Consider the following 15,806-nt stretch of genomic DNA (forward strand, 5'->3'; position numbering starts at 1 on the left):
CTGGCGGTGATGGCGGACGAGCCGCTATCGGTGAACTCGTCTCTCCCGCAAAAGTCTAGGGGACGGGGGCCCTTCTGGTCGGGCAGTCGGCGAGCTACCGACGGGTCACCCCAGATCGAACAGATTCGGCTGCCCCGCCCGGAAGCGCGCGGCGTCCATCTGACGCAGCGGCTCGAACGCGGGAATCGACTCGCGGGTGAACAGCTGGACCCGCGCGGCGGGGGAGCCCGCGGCGTCGAGCAGCGCGTTGACCGCCGTGCGGCCCGCCTCGTTCGCGCCCTCCATGGTGGCCAGGTCGAAGTTGGTCTGCACGTAGTCGGCGGCGAGGAACAGATTGGGGATCTTGGTGTGCGCGGTGGGCCGGGCCGCCCACGAGCCGATCGTGTTGATCAGCAACGGTTCATCGCTCTGGTTCTGGCCGTTTTGCCAGCTGATGCCTGGGTCGAGCAGCCAGTCCTTGACGATGCCGTCCTTCAGCTGGATCTTGCCGTCGTCGTTGAGCGCGGCGGCCAGCTGCGCCCAGGTCTCCTGGTAGATCTCCTCGCGGGTGCAGTGTTTGGCGGTCTTGCCGAACAGGATGCCCGGGGTGTCCCAGTCGGAGATGTCGATGGTGAGGCCGTCGTTGATGGTGCCGTCGCCGTACTTCGCGGCGTAGTCGACGTCCCAGAACGCGCGCTGCGAGTAGGAGGTGAGCCGCCACGGCGCGTCGAGGTAGATGTTGTAACCCGCACCGAGTTCCAGCTTTTCGGTGACGAACAGCTGCATGCCGCTCATCCAGTCGACGGTGAGCTCGTCCATCCGCGCGAGTCCTGGGTCGAGACTGCGGATTTCGGGCGACCAGAGGCCCCGCGCGCGATCCGTCGGCACCGCACAGACGTACCAGTCGGCTTGGTGTAGCTGAATCGCGCCGTCGGGCTTGCGGATTCGCGCGCCGCCGATCTGATCGCCCGCCACCTCGAAGCCGTCGAGCGCGTGGCCGGGGCGGAACTGGACGCCCAGGTCGCGCAGCATGGTGAGCCACGGATCCAGCCAGGCCTCGTTGGTCGGGCCGTTGAGCACCTCGTAGACCTTGGGCCCGCCGGTGAGCTCCTGCAGCAGGGCGAGGAAGAAGCCCTCCATCATGTTGCCCATGGTCCTGGTGCTGGCGACGTACTCCTTCGCGGCGACCAGCGCGCGCGTCAAACCCGTTGCGGCGAGGGCCTGGAACTGCGGCGACCGGGTCGCGGCGCCGACGAAGTCCCACCAGCTGACGTGCTCCCACTGGCCGAAGCGGCGGTCCTCGCTGGAGGTCAGATAGGTGACGACCCGTCCGGCCATGTGGATCGCCTCGGGCAGCGGGATGAGGTTGTTCTTGACGAACCCCTCGATCAGGATGCGCTGCAACCCTTCCGGCGTCAGCGCCTCGCGTGGATCGAAGTAGAACCCGAACATGAGCGGGAAGCCGTCCGGCAGATTGTTGGCGCGCGGATAACGCGGATCGTTGACCGAGAACGGAACCAAGTTGTCGTGCACCGTGTTCCGAGAGCCCGGCAGCGGGATGCGGCGCATGGTGTCGTGCACGTGGTGATAGAACGAGGTGAAGCCGCGCGCGCCGTGCTCACCGGGTAGCGGTGCCCGCCCGTCGCGGCCGGTACCGGGCAGCGGGATGGTGCGCGACTTGCCGCCAAGCTCCTTGCGGTCGAACACGGTCACCTCGAAGCCACGCTCGGCGAGCTCGTGCGCCGCGGTGAGTCCGCCGATGCCCGCGCCGAGCACGGCGACCGTGTTGCGGGGCGGGCCGTTTCGCCTGCGCGTCCCCTGTGCCGTCGCCGGACCCGCGGTCGCCGCCAAACCGGCGGCCCCGGCCAAACCCGCCGCGCCACGCAGCACCGATCGCCTGCTGACCGCGCTGTCCCGATAGTGAGCTGTCACTGCACGACCCCGTTCACATTTCTGACTATCCTGATAGTCATATTTAGCAGACGGCCGCTCACGATGGGAGACAATGCGGGGATGATGAGCAGGGATCACCGATGAGCGGTGACGCCAAGCGACGACCCGTGCGGCCTTACGGCGGAGTCGGCGCGGCCGATCGGGTCGCGGCGCGGCGGAGCAAGCTGCTCGACGCCGGTCTGGAGCTGTTCGGGACGCAGGGCTATGCGACGACCGGGGTCAAGGACCTCTGCCGTGCGGCGGGGCTTACCGACCGGTACTTCTACGAATCGTTCGGTGGCACCAAGGAATTGTTCGCCGCCGTGTTCGACAAGGTCATCGACGAGCTGTTCGCGGAGGTGGCCGTTGCGGTGGACGCGCAGCGGGCCGAGGGGACCCGCAAGCTGCGCGCGGGCATCGGCACGTTTCTGACGGCGCTGGCCGAGGACCCGCGCCAACTGCGGATCGTGTTCGTCGAACCCACCGGCGCCGGCGCGGAACACCGCATGCGGGAGGCGCTGTGGCGATTCGCCCGGCTGGTCGCCGCGACCGCCACCGACGCGCGCCCCGAGACACGCCCGCCCGCCGAATTGGTGGACATCTACGCGCTGTCGGTCGTCGGCATGCTGGAGCGCGTTCTGGTCGAGAAACAGGGCGGACGGTTGGATGTGCCGATGGCCGAACTCGTCGACTATTGCACGGCATTCGCCGGTGCATCGCTCAGCGCGGTGTACACCGGACGGATAACCAAACAATCCGGTCGGCACGAAGTGTCTTCGCGCGCAACGGAGTAAGTTGCTCGGAGCTGTCAGGTAACTCTCCGTGCGGTAGCCGCGATGCATAGCGTGGGGTAGATTTCAGATCGAGTTCGTGCTCGGCACGGACCGACCCGCGGGGGGACTGGCGGGAGGGTATGGACAGTGGGGACCGTAGGTTCCGAGGCCGAGCGCGCCGATGTCGCAGAGGGCGATATCAGGGTGCTCGTCGAAAACGGCGAGTATTGGCTGCGTAATCGCGGCGATATCGCGATGATGGCCGTGACGGTCGAGCGGCTGCGGGCACGCTGGCCGCGCGCCAGGATCGGGGTGCTCACGCACCAGCCCGGCATTCTGCGGGCGCTGCTGCCAGAGGCGGAGCCGCTCTGCGGACCCGACTGGAGTTGGGGCCGCGACGGCTGGTCCGGACGGTTAAGTCGTTCGGCGGGAACAAGATTGGTGGGTCCGGCGACGCTACGCTGGCGGGCGGCCACCGACGGACCGAAGGACCGGCTGCGGGCACTGCGCTCAGCGGCGCGGCGACGGTCGGCCGGTCCCGGCATCACCGAACATGTGACGACGCCGGAGGAGACCGAATTCCCGGTCGAGATCCCGGCCGCCGTCGAACAGGCGTCGCTGGTGCTCGCGCTCGGCGGCGGGTACATGACCGACGTCGACCGCTACCAGGCGCACCGCACGCTGAACCTGCTCGAACACGCGCGCTCGCGCGGCATCCCGACGGCACTGGTCGGCCAGGGCCTCGGCCCGCTGCGCGACCCGGCCCTGACGCGCCGCGCCGCGCAGGTGCTGCCGGACGTCGACTTCCTGGCGCTGCGCGAAGGACGGCGCGGCCCGGAACTGCTGTCGCGGTTCGGCGTCGCGCCGGAGCGGGTGCTGGTCACCGGTGACGACGCCGTGGAATTCGGTTATCGACTGCGCCAGGCCAAGATCGGCTCGGACATCGGGCTGTGCCTGCGGGTGGCGGACTACTCGCGCGTCTCCGCGTCCGCGCAGGCGACGCTGGGCCGGGTGGTCCGCGCCAGTGCCGAGCAGCTCGACGCCGGTGTAGTGCCGCTGATCATCTCCGAATACGCCTCCGAGGACCGGCTTTCCACGCTGCCGCTGCTCGCGGGCGCGGCGAGCGCGCGGCCCGCCGTCGGGCGCGGCGGCACACCGCACGATGTCGCTCGTCAGGTCGCGGGCTGCCGGGTGCTGGTCACCAGCGCCTACCATCTCGCGGTTTTCGCACTCTCCCAAGGGATTCCGGCGGTCGGCATCACCGCCTCGGAGTACTACGACGACAAGTTCCACGGATTGCTGCAGATGTTCGGCACCGGTCTGCGGATCGTGCACCTCAACGACCCGGTACTGGACAAGACGCTCACCGAGGCGGTGCGCGAGTCGTGGGCCGAGGCGCCGGTGGTGCGAGAAGCATTGCAACAGAAGGCCATCGAACAGATCGAAGCCAGCAGGGCCGGGCTCGAACGGGTCTTCCGCCTGGTGGAAAGCGGACCGGTGCGACCGGCCCATCAGCTAGGGGATAGGTCATGACACGACTGTCGGTTTGCGTTCCCGCCTACAACTCGGGACGCACGCTGGCCACGACGCTGCGCTCGGTGCTGGACCAGGACGTGGACTTCGAACTCGTGGTGCTCGACAACGCGAGCACCGACGAGACGGGCGCCATCGCGCGCGCGATCGACGATCCGCGAATCCGGGTGCTGCGCAACGACACCGTGCTGCCGATCGGGGACAACTGGAACAAGGTGATCGCCGCGTCGACCGGCGACCTGATCAAGGTGGTCTGCGCCGACGACGTGCTGCGGCCGGACGCGCTGGCCACCCAGCTCGCGGTGATGGTCGGCGATCCGTCGATCGCCATCTCGTCGAGCCGGTTCGAGGTGATCGACGAGGACGGCGCGCTGCTGGAGAGCGGGCTCGGCCTGGCCGGACTGCTCGGCAGGCAGAGCCCGCGGGCGCTGGCCCGGGTGATCGTGCGGCGCGGGCCCGCCGACTTCGGGCCGACCGCGGCGGCGATGTTCTACCGCAAGCACTTCGATCTGGTCGGCGGGCTGCGCGGCGACCTGGTGTTCCCGATGGACGTGGATCTGTTCGCCAGGGTCTCGTCCTTCGGGGTGTTCTTCGGCATGTCGGAAATCCTTGCCGCATGGCGTAATTCGTCGTTCAACCTGTGCAGCCGCACCTCGACGGTGAGCAAGCTGACCGACATGTACCGGTTCCATCACCGGATCGCGGGCGACTACCCGCATCTGGTGAGCCGCGGCGACGTGCTGGCAGGCGATACCCGGCTGGCGCGGGCGGCGTTGTACCGCTTGCGAGTTCGCACCGTGGCGACCGTACGGAACCGGCCGGATCTACTGGTCTGACGTGCAAACATCGAAGCCGCCCCAAGCCAGGGCGGCTTCGATGCGTTGGCTGAACTTCAGATGGACCAGAGCCGACCGTAGGTGTACACGGTGTCGCCGTTGGCCGTGACCACCTTGACGAACGGCCGAATCGTGGTCTGCCCGACGACACCGGTGACCGTGGCGTGGTAACCGCCGATCCGGATGAGGCCAGCGGCGCCGGACACGTCGCCGCCCGCGAACTCGACCGTCTGGATGCCAGGGCCGAGACCCACCTCCAACTCGATGCCTGCCCGCGGGATCAGCCCGTTCAGCTTGAGCAGCGCGCCGCTGTCGCCGCCGAGATCGAGCCCGAGATCCGGCGTCGAGTAGCCGAACTTCAACCGTCCGGTCAGCGTGGCCGGATAGCCGACCTGATAGCCGACGGTGATGTGCCCGCGCCAGTCACCGGCGCTCGGGCCGGTGATCTTGTAAGCGGCCTCGCCGGTGTGAAACCACTCGCGGGTGAACGGATTTCCGTCCAGTGGCGGCACGAAGTCGATCCTCGTGTCGGACTGGATCGCCTCGATCGACCGTTCCTGCTGATCGACGATCGAGCTACTACTGTCGACGACCGCTCCCGCGGTGCCGGTTCCGAAGACCAGTCCCGACGCCACCACCGTGGCGATCGCGAACATACGGACACTTCGGCCGCATTGCTGCGTGTTTTCCCTCATCAGGTTGTCCCCTCTGCACACACACCTGGCCGAGCGGGGTAGTTCGCTCGACGCCCGCTCCCCGGTTCGCGGGAGCGAAGAACCTCATCGATCATCTGGGGCCAGCAGGTGTTCGGTAAACAAAATCATGTCAGATCAAGCGCATAGAGCAAACGGGCAACAAATGCGCTGGGGGACAGCGAATGCGCGGCAAGTTCATCCTCCCTTGACGGTCGAGTCGGCCGGGTCGTCGACAATCCAGCAACCGTCGAGTTCCGGATAGCGGGCGCGGACCTCCGGGAGCAGATCGGGCAGCGTCAGCAGCACGAGATCCGGTCGGGCCGCGACGAGTTCGGCGGGCGCGATGATGGGCACGTCGGTGCCCGGCATCCGGCGGCCCTGCTTGGCCGGCGAGGCGTCGGCGACGGCGGCGATCAGCCCGCGATCGACGCCCGCCAGACTGAACAGCGCCACCGCGCGGGAGGCGGCGCCGTACGCGAAGACCCGATCACCCTGCGCCGCATGCCTGGTGAGCCAGCGGCGCAACACCTCGGCATGCCCGTCCGCGGCCTGCTGCAGGCTGCGCACGGCGGCGTAACCGGTGTATTCGGTTTCCTGCGAAAGGATCTCGCGTGCCGCGCCATCGAGCGGATGGGTGCCGTGCCGCGCGGCGACGAGCACTGTTCCGCCGTACAGGTCGAACTGCCACGCGGTGGTGACGCTCATGCCCGCGGCGGTCAGCAACCGGCGCAGTGCGGACAGCGAGTAGTAGGCGAAGTGGCCGTGCCGCAACGCGTTCCACTGACCGCCCGCGACGATGGTGGCCAGCGAATGGAACTGGATCAGCAGCAGACCGTCCGGTGCGGTCGCCGCGGCCCGCTCGGCGACGGCGGCGCGCTGATCCGGCTCGTGCATCAGGCCGAAGCAGTCGAGTACCACATCGCCGGCGCCGTCGGTGGCGGCGAACCCGCGCTCGGTCAGCAGCGGCACCCAGGTGCCGCCGTGCGGGCTGCCGAACTCGCGCACCGTCTTGCCCTGCAGCAGACCGGCTTTCGCGACCCTGGCGACCGCGTCGGCGGCTTGCTCGCGCAGCGCCGCCGGTTCGATGCCGCGCGGTTCCTCGGCGCGGGTGTCGTCCTCGGCCAGCTGCGCGAGCCCGCAGGGCGTGCACCGGTCCATCCGCAGCGGATGGGCCGTCTCGGCGAGGCCGACCGGGGAGCCGGCGGGCGGAAAGTAGTCGGCGGCGGGGACCATGCCGAGATCGAGCACCGGGCTGAGATCGATGCTCCCGCAACCTCGGCAGCGACGCGCGCTAGCGACGGGATCCACGGTGCGCCCCTTCGTTGCGGGCCGACGCGGCGGCCACCCGTGGCACCATGGCCTGGTGCGCATCGAGCAGACCGAGCTCGCCGACGTCCTCGTACTGGTACCCGAACCGTTCCGCGACGACCGCGGCCTGTTCACCAGAACGTTCGACGCGGCGGAGTTCGACACCTATCTCGGCACCCCGGGTGCCTCGGCCAGGTTCCAGCAGGATTCCCAATCCCGTTCCGCCGGTGGGGTTATCCGCGGTATGCACGGGCGATCCGGGCGCGGTGAGGCGAAGCTGGTCCGCTGCGCGCACGGCGCGGTGCACGACGTGCTGGTCGATCTGCGGCGTGACTCGCCGACGTTCGGCAGGCAGCAGGCGTTCCGGCTCGACGACGAGACGTTCCGGCACCTCTACGTGCCGCCTGGATTCCTGCACGGCTTCCAGGCGCTCAGCGATATCGCCGACGTCTGCTACCGCATCGACCGCCCGCACGACCCCACCGAGGACATCGGCGTCGCGTACCACGATCCCGACCTCGCTATCGCCTGGCCGCTGCCGGTCACGCTGGTGTCCGCACGTGACGCCGCCGCGGGCAGCTGGCAGCAGCTGCTCGCGGCGTTGTGACGGCGGCCGGTGCCTAGGTAGCCGGAACACGGGCGGTTCCGGGCTGTACCCGGCGCATCGACTCGTCGAGCACCCCGGAGTCGCGCAGCCGCTCCAGCTGCGGCAACCGGGTGAACTTCTGGAAGAAGTCGTCATAGGTGAGGCCGCGCGCGGTGTACTCCTGGAACAGCTCGTCCGCCCCGGCCTGCACGGTCCACAGCGCGCGAAACCCGATGGCGGAGCGGGCCGCCGAGAAGTCGACCCGATAGGAGCGCGGGTCGGCGCCGCTCTCGCCGGTGATGTTCAGCCGGGAGCCCGGCACCGCCTCCACCACCGCGCGGGCGATGTCGGCGACGGTCAGGTTGTTGGCCTCGGTGCCGATGTTGAAGGCGCGGCAGTGAATTGCCGCGGGCGGCGCGGTGAGGCAGTTGGCGAACGCCCACGCGATGTCGCGGGCATGCACCAGCGGCCGCCACGGGGTGCCGTCGGAGAGCACCTTCACCTCGCCGGTGAGTGCGGCGTACCCGACCAGGTTGTTGAGCACGATGTCGGCCCGTAACCGGGGGGAGAAGCCGAAAGCCGTTGCGTTGCGCAGGAATACGGGGGAGAAGCCGGAGTCGGCCAGCACCGCGACGTCGTCCTCCACCCGCACCTTGCTCTCGGCGTACGGGGTGATCGGACGCAGCGGCGCGTCCTCGGTGACCAGATCCGCGCCCGCGGCACCGTAGACCGAGCAGGTGGAGGCGTACAGGAACCGCCGCACGCCAGCCTCTTTGGCGAGTCGAGCCAGTCGCACCGATGCGTGATGATTGATGGCGTAGGTGATCTCGGGCGCCAGCGCGCCCAGAGGATCGTTGGACAGCGCCGCGAGATGGATGACCGCATCGAAGCCGCGCAGGTCATCGACGGTCACGTCCCGCAGATCCATGGTCAACCCCGGCGGATCGCCGGGCAGGTCGCCGAGCACGCAGTCGGCGAAGAAGCCTGCGTCGAGACCGACCACCTCGTGCGCGTTGGCGCGCAGGATCGGCGCCATGACGGTGCCGAGGTACCCCTGGTGACCGGTGAGCAGAACCCGCATGGCTAGGAACCTCCGAAGTCGATGACAGCCTTGTCGAGCAGGAACGCCTCGGCGTGCGGGCTGTGGCTCTGCACGCCGCGCAGCCGGGTGAGGGCGGTGAAGGCCTGCTCGTCGAACCAGTCCCGGTGGGCCTGGGACGGATAGTGCTTCAGCAGTAGTCGCGACTTCTCCTCGGCGAGTTCGGCGGTGAGCCGGTGGTACACGCTGGCGGCGGGAGTGTCGCTCTCCCACTTGAGGATCTCGTAGCCGAGGACGAGATGATCGCGGAACTCGGTCGGCACCAGCTCGGCGAGCACCCGGTGATCCTGGTGCGCGTCACCGCGCTGCGGCGCGAAGACCAGGTCGGGATCGACGCGGGCCCGAAAGGTGTTGAGTTCGTTCTTGATTCGGTCCCAGTGCGCGGGTGCTCGGCCGTCGGGCAGGTCGAGCACGGTGAGGTCGACCTCGGCACCGGGGCAGAACGCGTCCAGCGCAAGGCTTTCCTCGTCCGCCCGGGCCGTGCCGCCGCCGGACAGCACCAGGGCGCGCACCCGCAGGCCCGGGTGCGCGCGGGCCAGGGTCAGCAGCGTGGCCCCCATCCCGATGGCGATATCGTCGCAATGCGCGCCGAGCAGGGCGATCTCGGCGACCGCCCCGACGTTCAGCCGGATCACGCGTTTTCCCAGACCATCCACGGCCGGATGCCGGACTGATAGCCCGCGTCGAGTTCGGCCCGCTCCTTGAACGTGTCGGCGGGCTTCCAGAATCCGAGATGCTGGTAGCCGAGCAGCCGTCCCTGTCCGGCCAGCGTGCCGCACGCGTCGGCGACCAGATCGCCGCCCGGCGGCAGCAGATCGAAGATCTCCTGGCTGAGCACGAAGTAGCCGCCGTTCTCCCACAGCGGCATCCGCGATACCGGCATGATCTCCTTGACCTCGCCGGTCGGTTTCATGTCGACGCAGTGGAACGAGGACTGCGGCGGCACCACCATCATCGAGGCCGCCGCGCCGGAATCGGTGAACCTCTTGATCATGTGGTCCAGCGGCGCGTCGGTGAGCACGTCGGCGTAGTTCGCCAGGAACGGCTCGTCGCCCGCGACATGCTCGCGGACCCGGCGCAGCCGCTCGCCGATGGGCGATTCCAGGCCGGTGTCGACGAAGGTGATCTTCCAGTCGCTGATGTCGGAGCGCAGCATCTCCACCCGGCCGTCCCGGATGACGAAATCGTTGGACACCGACTCCTGGTAGGTCAGGAAGAAGTTCTTGATGTGCAGCCCGCCGTAGCCGAGGCACAGGACGAATTCCTTGTGGCCGTAGTGCGCGTAGTAGCGCATGACGTGCCACAGGAGCGGTCGTGGACCGACCAGTTGCATGGGTTTCGGGATCATGTCATCGGTGCCATCACGCATCCGCATGCCGTATCCGCCGCAGAACAGCACAACTTTCATCGTGCTCCCCTCCCTGTCATTTCTTTATCTGGAGCGCTGTTCACGTCGTTGTGACTGGTGAGGTCGGCACTGTGCAGTGCCGGCAGTGGGTAGACCAATTGGCCGCCCCACGAGGCGATGTGGCCGAGCTGCTCGGTGATCTCGGCCTCGAGATTCCACGGCAGCACCAGCACGACGTCGGGTCGATCCAGGTCGATCCGGTCGGGCGGGTAGATCGGGATCCGGGTGCCCGGGGTGAATCGTCCGTGCTTGTACGGGTTTCGGTCGACGGTGTACTCGAGCAGGTCGGTGCGGATGCCGCAGTAGTTGAGCAGGGTGTTGCCCTTGCCCGGCGCGCCGTAGCCGACGACGCGCTTGCCCGCGGCGCGCTGATCGAGCAGGAAACGCAGGAGGTCGTGGCGGACCGCCTCGGTGCGCGTCCGTAGCTGCCGGTAGCCCTCGACCTGATGCAGGCCCGCATCCTGTTCCAGCCGGAGCACATCGGCGACTCGGCTACTGGGGACGGCGCCCACTTCGGTCGGCCTGGCCCACAGCCGGATCGAACCACCGTGTGTATCCAGCAGTTCCACGTCGACGACGGACAGATCCGCCGTCGCGAGCGCACGTTGCGCGGAGTGCACGGTGTAGTACTGGAAGTGTTCGTGGTAGATGGTGTCGAACTGGCCCAGCCGCAGCAGGTTCAGCGCGTGATGCACCTCGATGGACAGCCACCCGTCGTCGGCCATCAGCGTGCGCAGCGACTTGGTGAAGCCGCGGAGATCGGGCACGTGGGCGTAGACGTTGTTGGCCACCACCAGGTCGGCCGGTCGGTGCGTCGCGCGGATCTTCGCCGCGGATTCCTCGTCGAGGAAGGCGGTCTCGGTGGGCACGCCCGCTTCTCTAGCGGCGTTGCCGACGTTCACCGACGGTTCGATACCGAGGCAGGGGATGCCCGCCGCCACGGCGTGCCGGAGTAGGTAACCGTCGTTGCTCGCCACCTCTACGACGAACGAGTCCGCGCTGAGGTCGAGCCGCTCGATCGCTTGTGCGACAAAGGTTTCCGCGTGCCGCACCCAGCTGTCGGAGTAGGACGAGAAGTACGCGTACTCGGTGAACGTCTCTTCTGGAGTGATCAATGCTGGAATCTGCAACAGCAGACAGTCCGCACACAGCCGCAGATGCAGCGGGTACGTTGATTCCGGAAGGTCGAGTTCGTCCGGCGCGAGAAACTTCTCGCACGGTGGTGTTGCCCCCAAATCGAGCACACTCGTCAGACGTTCGGAATCACACAGTCGACACAGCAACGCAGCCCACCTTCTGCCTAGAGTCGTTCCTCCGGCGCATTGCCGGCGCACCCCTGACGTCGACCCGATCCAGTGAGACGTTACAACGAAAGCCCCGCGTGTCGTAGCCGAAATCAGCTGCCCGGGAAGTAATTTCCGGTACTTTTCAACCGTTTCCGACGAGTAGCTTCCGCACCGCTACCGCGGCGGTTGGTGGTTCCGTACACATGGGACGAATTCGCCTGCGGGTAGCGAAGGTTCGGGACCTGGCCTCATGGGCCGGCCGGGCCCGAAACATACCGGGGCGGCAAACCGACCGTTCCTTTATCGGCTACCGCGTGGAACACTTTGCGGCCCCGATGATTCGACATGTGAAACGGATTGTGTTCTGTAACAATCGGCTTCTGGCCGCCGAAGGACGGGACACCCGAGGCGGTCAGGTTGGTGCCGTGGGGACCGATCAGTGCAGATCGGGGGGCTAGTTTTCTTCTCTCCCATGGGGAGGTGCGTTTCCATGAGCTTCGAGCTCGCCGACGACGACGATCTGGACTATCGCCGATCGCCGAACCCCCTGCCGCGCTCCGAGCGTGAGCGATGGCAGGGCGAATATGTAAGGCGCTTAGGCGCAACGGATTTCGGTGTGATCGTGGCGGCGATGGTGCTGGCCCAGGTCATCCGATTCGGCGGACCCGCCGCGCCACCGCTGGCGTGGCATCTGCCCTATGAGATCGGGTACACGGTCGTCTCCGGCGCGCTGGCGCTGGCCTGGGCCGCGTTCCTCGCGATCGGGCACACCCGATCGCCGCAGGTGGTCGGCAGCGGCAGTGAGGAGTACCGGCGGCTGGTCTCGGCGACGCTGCGACTGTTCGGCGTGCTCGCGATCGTGTCGCTGGTTTTCCAGATCGAGTTCGCTCGTGGCTATTTGGCTATTGCACTACCGCTCGGTCTGTTCGGTTTGATGCTGAGCAGATGGCTCTGGCGGATCCACGCACGACAGCTACGCGGGCGGGGGGAGTACCGGACCTCGGTGCTCGTGGTCGGCTGCGCGGAGGCGGCCCAGGCGATGGCCAATGCCTTCGCGGGCGACCCGGCCTCCGGATACCGGGTGGTCGGTGTGTGTATACCCAACGGGCACAACGAGATCACCGAGTACATCCGGGATCCCTCGGGGCGCACGTTCTCGGTGGTCGGCAGCGACCGCACCGTGCTCGAGGCGGTCCGCCGCAGCGGCGCCGACACCGTCGCGGTCACTGCGACGGATCATCTCGGCCCGATCGAATTGCGCCGGATGGCCTGGGAGCTCGACCCGATCGGGGTCGAACTGATCGTCGCCCCCGGCGTGGTGGACATCGCGGGCACCCGGTTGACGAATCGCTTCGTCGCGGGAGTACCGATGCTGCACATCGCGAAACCGCAATACGATCGCGCCAAGTCGACCGGCAAGGCGGTGTTCGACGTCTGCTTCGCGGCCGCGGTGCTGGTGGCGATCGCGCCGACCATGCTGGCCATCGCGCTGGCGGTGAAGCTCACCAGCCCCGGTCCGGTGTTCTATCTGTCGGAGCGAATCGGGCGGGGCGGCAAGCCGTTCCGGATGATCAAGTTCCGCAGCATGTACACCGAGGCGGAGGCCGGCGTCGACGCGCTCATCGCGCGCAACGGCGGCAACCCGGTCTTCTTCAAGATGAAGGACGACCCGCGGATCACGCCGGTCGGCAAGGTGATCCGCAAGTTCAGCCTGGACGAGCTACCGCAGTTCTTCAACGTGCTGCGCGGCGAGATGAGCGTGGTCGGCCCGCGCCCACAGGTGCAGCGCGAAGTGGACAGCTACGACGGCGAGATGCGGCGCAGGCTGCTGGTCAAGCCGGGGGTCACCGGGCTGTGGCAGGTCAGCGGACGATCGGATCTATCGCTGGAAGACTCGGTGCGACTGGATCTTTCGTACGTGGAGAACTGGTCCATGGTGCTGGATCTGCTCCTCATCGCCAGGACGATCGGGGCGGTGACGCGCGGGGCGGGCGCCTACTGAGCCGCCGGGAACTCCTGAGCCAGCTCCATGAACACCGCGGTGTTCATGGAGTAGGCGCGCTGACCCTCGTCGAGGACGCGGCGGCGTTCGAGATCGTCGAGCGGCAGTCCGTCGAGCAGGCTGCGGTATTCGCGCTTGAACGCGGCCGGGTTGGCGACGGCGTCGAAGACGTAGAAGCGGACACCGTCGCCGCGATGCGGCAGGTTCCACAGCCGCTCTGCGGTGTCGCGGACGATCTGCCCGCCGGACAGGTCGCCCATGTAGCGGGTGTAGTGGTGGGCGATGTAGCCGGCGGGCCAGTCGCGGGCGCACTCGTCGATCCGGTCGGTGTAGGCGACGGTCGCGGGCAGCGGCGCGAGCTCATCGCGCCAGTGCGGGCCGATGAGGTGGGCCAGGTCGCGCTCGAGTTCGGCGGTGCGGGCCAGCTCGGTGCGGATGAACGGTCCGGCGACCGGGTCCGCGGCGAGGCTGTCCCACCGGGCCTCGAGCGCGCGGTAGACGAACCAGAGTTGGCCGGTGTAGCGCTGATACGAGTCGATGCCGAGCGCGCCGCCGAGCATGTCGGTGATGAACCGCGAGCTGCGGGCGTCGTTGTGCTGCTCCTCGGTGGCATTGCGGATCTGCTTCGAGAACGGCGCTGCCTCTGACATATCCGAACCACCTCACCTGTCGCCGGCGGGTCGCCTCCAAGTATGGCTACCCTAACTAACCCGTCCGACGATACAGGTTTCGCGTGCGCGCCGCACCCACTTGGTTCACTGAATGGGCGGCGGCCTGCGCCAGCCCCGCGGCCGTATCCGCCGCACGATCGGCCGGCGCAGTGAACCGAAGCGCCGCATGATGCGCGGCCGCCGAACGGTACGGTCGAACCATTCTCCGAGGGTGACGCCCGCGGCCAGCGCGCAGCCGACGCCGAACGCGGCGAGCAACTGGTTGGCGCCGATCACCAACTGATCGTTGAGCAACGCGTTGAGACCGCGGTACAGCTTGAGACCGGGCAGCAGCGGGGTGATACCGGCGACCGCGACGACCAGCGGGGGAGTCAGCGCCCGCCGGGCCATCAGACCACCGGCCATACCGATCACCGTCGCCGCGACGCCGGACGAGAGCACCGGGCCGAAGCCCGCCTGCTGCACCATCAGGAAGCAGATCGTGCCCGCCGCGCCGCTGCCCGCCGCCGCGGTGAGCGCCCGCTTCTCCGCGTAGCAGGCCAGCGCGAACGCGAGCGCGGCGACGGCACCGGCGACGATCTTGACCGGGAGATCGGTGATGTCACCCGTCGGCAGGAGGAACGGCGGCACGGTGGCGTTCACCATGTAGCCGACGCGCAATGCGATCGCGATGCCCGCGATGATGCCGCCGGTCATCATCATGACCTCGAGCATGCGGGCGGTCGCGGTGATCGGTGCCCCGGTTATCCCGTCCTGGACCGCACCGACCAGTTGTAATCCACTGAGCAGCACGGTGATTCCGGCCGCGATGATCAGCGACGGATCCACGTCGATGCCGAGTGGGCCCGCCAGGGTGGCCAGCACGATGGCGGGCGTCGCGGCGATCACCCCACCCACCATGTGCTGGAAAAAGAAGGGCAGGCCGTAGCGGTTGAGCACGCGGTTCGACCGGTCGATGGCGAGCGTGGTCGCGAAACTGACTGCCGCGACGACGATTCCACCGCCGAGCAGCGCGGCGATCGATGCCGCCAGCAGTGACCAGCCGAAGGTGGCCGTCCAGCGGTGGTAAGGGTGCGGTGCCTTCGTGATGGTGTCCAGCGCGGCACGCGCGTCCTCCGGCGCGACGACCTCGTTGCGGATGCGCCGAGTCAACCGGTCGACGGCGGCGAGCCGGGTGAAGTCCAATGATCGGTAGCGCACGATGCGCATGCTGCTGGCCGGCGCCAGCCGGGGACCGCGGTCGGTCCAGATCCGGATGGTGTCGTAGGTGACGTCGACATCGCAGCGGACCAGTCCGTAGGTGGCGGCGATGAAGCGGACCTGGGTGGTCGTGTCGATCACGCCGGTGCCGGAGGCCAGCACCACCTCGCCGACCCGGACCGCGAGGTCGAGTACCTCGGCGACGGCCTCGTCGTCGGTCAGGTCGATCGGTTGCAGCGGTGAGGGTGCCGCGACGATCGTGTCCGCGGTCGCGGGCCGATCGGCGACGAGCTTGCCGACCGCCTGACTCACCACCGGGATCCGTCGTCCGCGCCGGAACAGCCGCCGCCGACCGAGATGATCGACTCGCGTGTCCGTGCTGTCGCCTCCCGGCAGCGTGTCTGCATCCATGCACGCGAACGTAGTCACCTTCCGGCGACCTTCGCATCCGGGCTGGCACAACGGCCCGCCGATCGCGTGTCGGGACAGGCGAGGTGA

General features: G+C 68.1%; 14 protein-coding genes. 5 read left to right on the forward strand and 9 right to left on the reverse strand.

Annotated elements, in window-relative coordinates:
- Window positions 1-105: 105 nt before the first annotated feature.
- Window positions 106-1,911, reverse strand: a complete 1,806-nt coding sequence (locus ACFWF1_RS36805; RefSeq protein WP_379291465.1) for an FAD-dependent oxidoreductase — start codon at window positions 1,909-1,911, stop codon at window positions 106-108.
- Between the two features lie 101 nt (window positions 1,912-2,012).
- On the opposite strand from ACFWF1_RS36805, the gene ACFWF1_RS36810 reads away from it, so the two are divergent.
- The 3 genes from ACFWF1_RS36810 to ACFWF1_RS36820 all read left to right on the forward strand — a co-directional run bounded on the left by ACFWF1_RS36810 (window position 2,013) and on the right by ACFWF1_RS36820 (window position 5,053).
- A complete protein-coding gene (locus ACFWF1_RS36810) occupies window positions 2,013-2,705 on the forward strand; it encodes a TetR/AcrR family transcriptional regulator (RefSeq protein WP_379291463.1) in 693 nt (230 codons plus the stop codon).
- 126 nt (window positions 2,706-2,831) lie between these two features.
- Window positions 2,832-4,217, forward strand: a complete 1,386-nt coding sequence (locus ACFWF1_RS36815; protein ID WP_379291461.1) for a polysaccharide pyruvyl transferase family protein — start codon at window positions 2,832-2,834, stop codon at window positions 4,215-4,217.
- Window positions 4,214-5,053, forward strand: a complete 840-nt coding sequence (locus ACFWF1_RS36820) for a glycosyltransferase family 2 protein (protein ID WP_379291459.1) — start codon at window positions 4,214-4,216, stop codon at window positions 5,051-5,053. The genes ACFWF1_RS36815 and ACFWF1_RS36820 overlap by 4 nt, the downstream gene beginning before the upstream one ends.
- 56 nt (window positions 5,054-5,109) lie before the next feature.
- Here ACFWF1_RS36820 and ACFWF1_RS36825 read toward each other — a convergent pair whose 3' ends face one another.
- Complete coding sequence (locus ACFWF1_RS36825; protein WP_379291457.1) at window positions 5,110-5,709, reverse strand: MspA family porin; 600 nt, start codon at window positions 5,707-5,709, stop codon at window positions 5,110-5,112.
- A gap of 234 nt (window positions 5,710-5,943) precedes the next feature.
- Window positions 5,944-6,981 carry a transferase gene (locus ACFWF1_RS36830; protein WP_379291499.1) on the reverse strand — a complete coding sequence of 346 codons (1,038 nt, stop codon included), beginning with the start codon at window positions 6,979-6,981 and terminating at the stop codon, window positions 5,944-5,946.
- Window positions 6,982-7,111: 130 nt separating this feature from the next.
- On the opposite strand from ACFWF1_RS36830, the gene rfbC reads away from it, so the two are divergent.
- The gene (gene rfbC / locus ACFWF1_RS36835) at window positions 7,112-7,663 is read left to right on the forward strand and encodes a dTDP-4-dehydrorhamnose 3,5-epimerase (protein WP_379291455.1); all 552 of its coding nucleotides are present in this window, start codon (window positions 7,112-7,114) and stop codon (window positions 7,661-7,663) included.
- Between the two features lie 13 nt (window positions 7,664-7,676).
- On the opposite strand, the gene ACFWF1_RS36840 is transcribed toward rfbC, so the two are convergent.
- From ACFWF1_RS36840 to ACFWF1_RS36855, 4 genes are read right to left on the reverse strand one after another with little or no spacing between them, the layout of a single operon-like run.
- Window positions 7,677-8,723: an NAD-dependent epimerase/dehydratase family protein gene (locus ACFWF1_RS36840; protein ID WP_379291453.1), complete on the reverse strand. Its 1,047-nt coding sequence runs from the start codon at window positions 8,721-8,723 to the stop codon at window positions 7,677-7,679.
- Between the two features lie 2 nt (window positions 8,724-8,725).
- Complete coding sequence (locus ACFWF1_RS36845) at window positions 8,726-9,376, reverse strand: PIG-L deacetylase family protein (protein WP_379291451.1); 651 nt, start codon at window positions 9,374-9,376, stop codon at window positions 8,726-8,728.
- Window positions 9,373-10,149 carry a glucose-1-phosphate cytidylyltransferase gene (locus ACFWF1_RS36850; RefSeq protein WP_379291449.1) on the reverse strand — a complete coding sequence of 259 codons (777 nt, stop codon included), beginning with the start codon at window positions 10,147-10,149 and terminating at the stop codon, window positions 9,373-9,375. The genes ACFWF1_RS36845 and ACFWF1_RS36850 overlap by 4 nt, the downstream gene beginning before the upstream one ends.
- Window positions 10,146-11,432 carry a class I SAM-dependent methyltransferase gene (locus ACFWF1_RS36855; protein WP_379291448.1) on the reverse strand — a complete coding sequence of 429 codons (1,287 nt, stop codon included), beginning with the start codon at window positions 11,430-11,432 and terminating at the stop codon, window positions 10,146-10,148. The genes ACFWF1_RS36850 and ACFWF1_RS36855 overlap by 4 nt, the downstream gene beginning before the upstream one ends.
- 493 nt (window positions 11,433-11,925) lie before the next feature.
- On the opposite strand from ACFWF1_RS36855, the gene ACFWF1_RS36860 reads away from it, so the two are divergent.
- Complete coding sequence (locus tag ACFWF1_RS36860; RefSeq protein ID WP_379291447.1) at window positions 11,926-13,437, forward strand: sugar transferase; 1,512 nt, start codon at window positions 11,926-11,928, stop codon at window positions 13,435-13,437.
- On the opposite strand, the gene ACFWF1_RS36865 is transcribed toward ACFWF1_RS36860, so the two are convergent.
- A complete protein-coding gene (locus ACFWF1_RS36865; RefSeq protein ID WP_379291445.1) occupies window positions 13,431-14,087 on the reverse strand; it encodes a heme oxygenase (biliverdin-producing) in 657 nt (218 codons plus the stop codon). The genes ACFWF1_RS36860 and ACFWF1_RS36865 overlap by 7 nt on opposite strands.
- A 105-nt stretch (window positions 14,088-14,192) precedes the next feature.
- Window positions 14,193-15,719 carry a threonine/serine exporter ThrE family protein gene (locus ACFWF1_RS36870; protein WP_379291443.1) on the reverse strand — a complete coding sequence of 509 codons (1,527 nt, stop codon included), beginning with the start codon at window positions 15,717-15,719 and terminating at the stop codon, window positions 14,193-14,195.
- Window positions 15,720-15,806 lie beyond the last annotated feature (87 nt).

The sequence above is a fragment of the Nocardia sp. NPDC060255 genome, assembly GCF_042727395.1.
In the GTDB taxonomy this organism is placed as follows: Bacteria; Actinomycetota; Actinomycetes; order Mycobacteriales; family Mycobacteriaceae; genus Nocardia.

Excerpts from the sequence above, each read along its gene's own strand:
- ACFWF1_RS36870 (WP_379291443.1), bottom strand. The coding sequence starts at position 15,719 with ATGGATGCAGACACGCTGCCGGGAGGCGACAGCACGGACACGCGAGTC.
- ACFWF1_RS36850 (WP_379291449.1), bottom strand. The coding sequence starts at position 10,149 with ATGAAAGTTGTGCTGTTCTGCGGCGGATACGGCATGCGGATGCGTGAT.
- ACFWF1_RS36830 (WP_379291499.1), bottom strand. The coding sequence starts at position 6,981 with ATGGTCCCCGCCGCCGACTACTTTCCGCCCGCCGGCTCCCCGGTCGGC.
- ACFWF1_RS36820 (WP_379291459.1), top strand. The coding sequence starts at position 4,214 with ATGACACGACTGTCGGTTTGCGTTCCCGCCTACAACTCGGGACGCACG.
- ACFWF1_RS36840 (WP_379291453.1), bottom strand. The coding sequence starts at position 8,723 with ATGCGGGTTCTGCTCACCGGTCACCAGGGGTACCTCGGCACCGTCATG.
- ACFWF1_RS36825 (WP_379291457.1), bottom strand. The coding sequence starts at position 5,709 with ATGTTCGCGATCGCCACGGTGGTGGCGTCGGGACTGGTCTTCGGAACC.
- ACFWF1_RS36860 (WP_379291447.1), top strand. The coding sequence starts at position 11,926 with ATGAGCTTCGAGCTCGCCGACGACGACGATCTGGACTATCGCCGATCG.
- ACFWF1_RS36810 (WP_379291463.1), top strand. The coding sequence starts at position 2,013 with ATGAGCGGTGACGCCAAGCGACGACCCGTGCGGCCTTACGGCGGAGTC.
- ACFWF1_RS36865 (WP_379291445.1), bottom strand. The coding sequence starts at position 14,087 with ATGTCAGAGGCAGCGCCGTTCTCGAAGCAGATCCGCAATGCCACCGAG.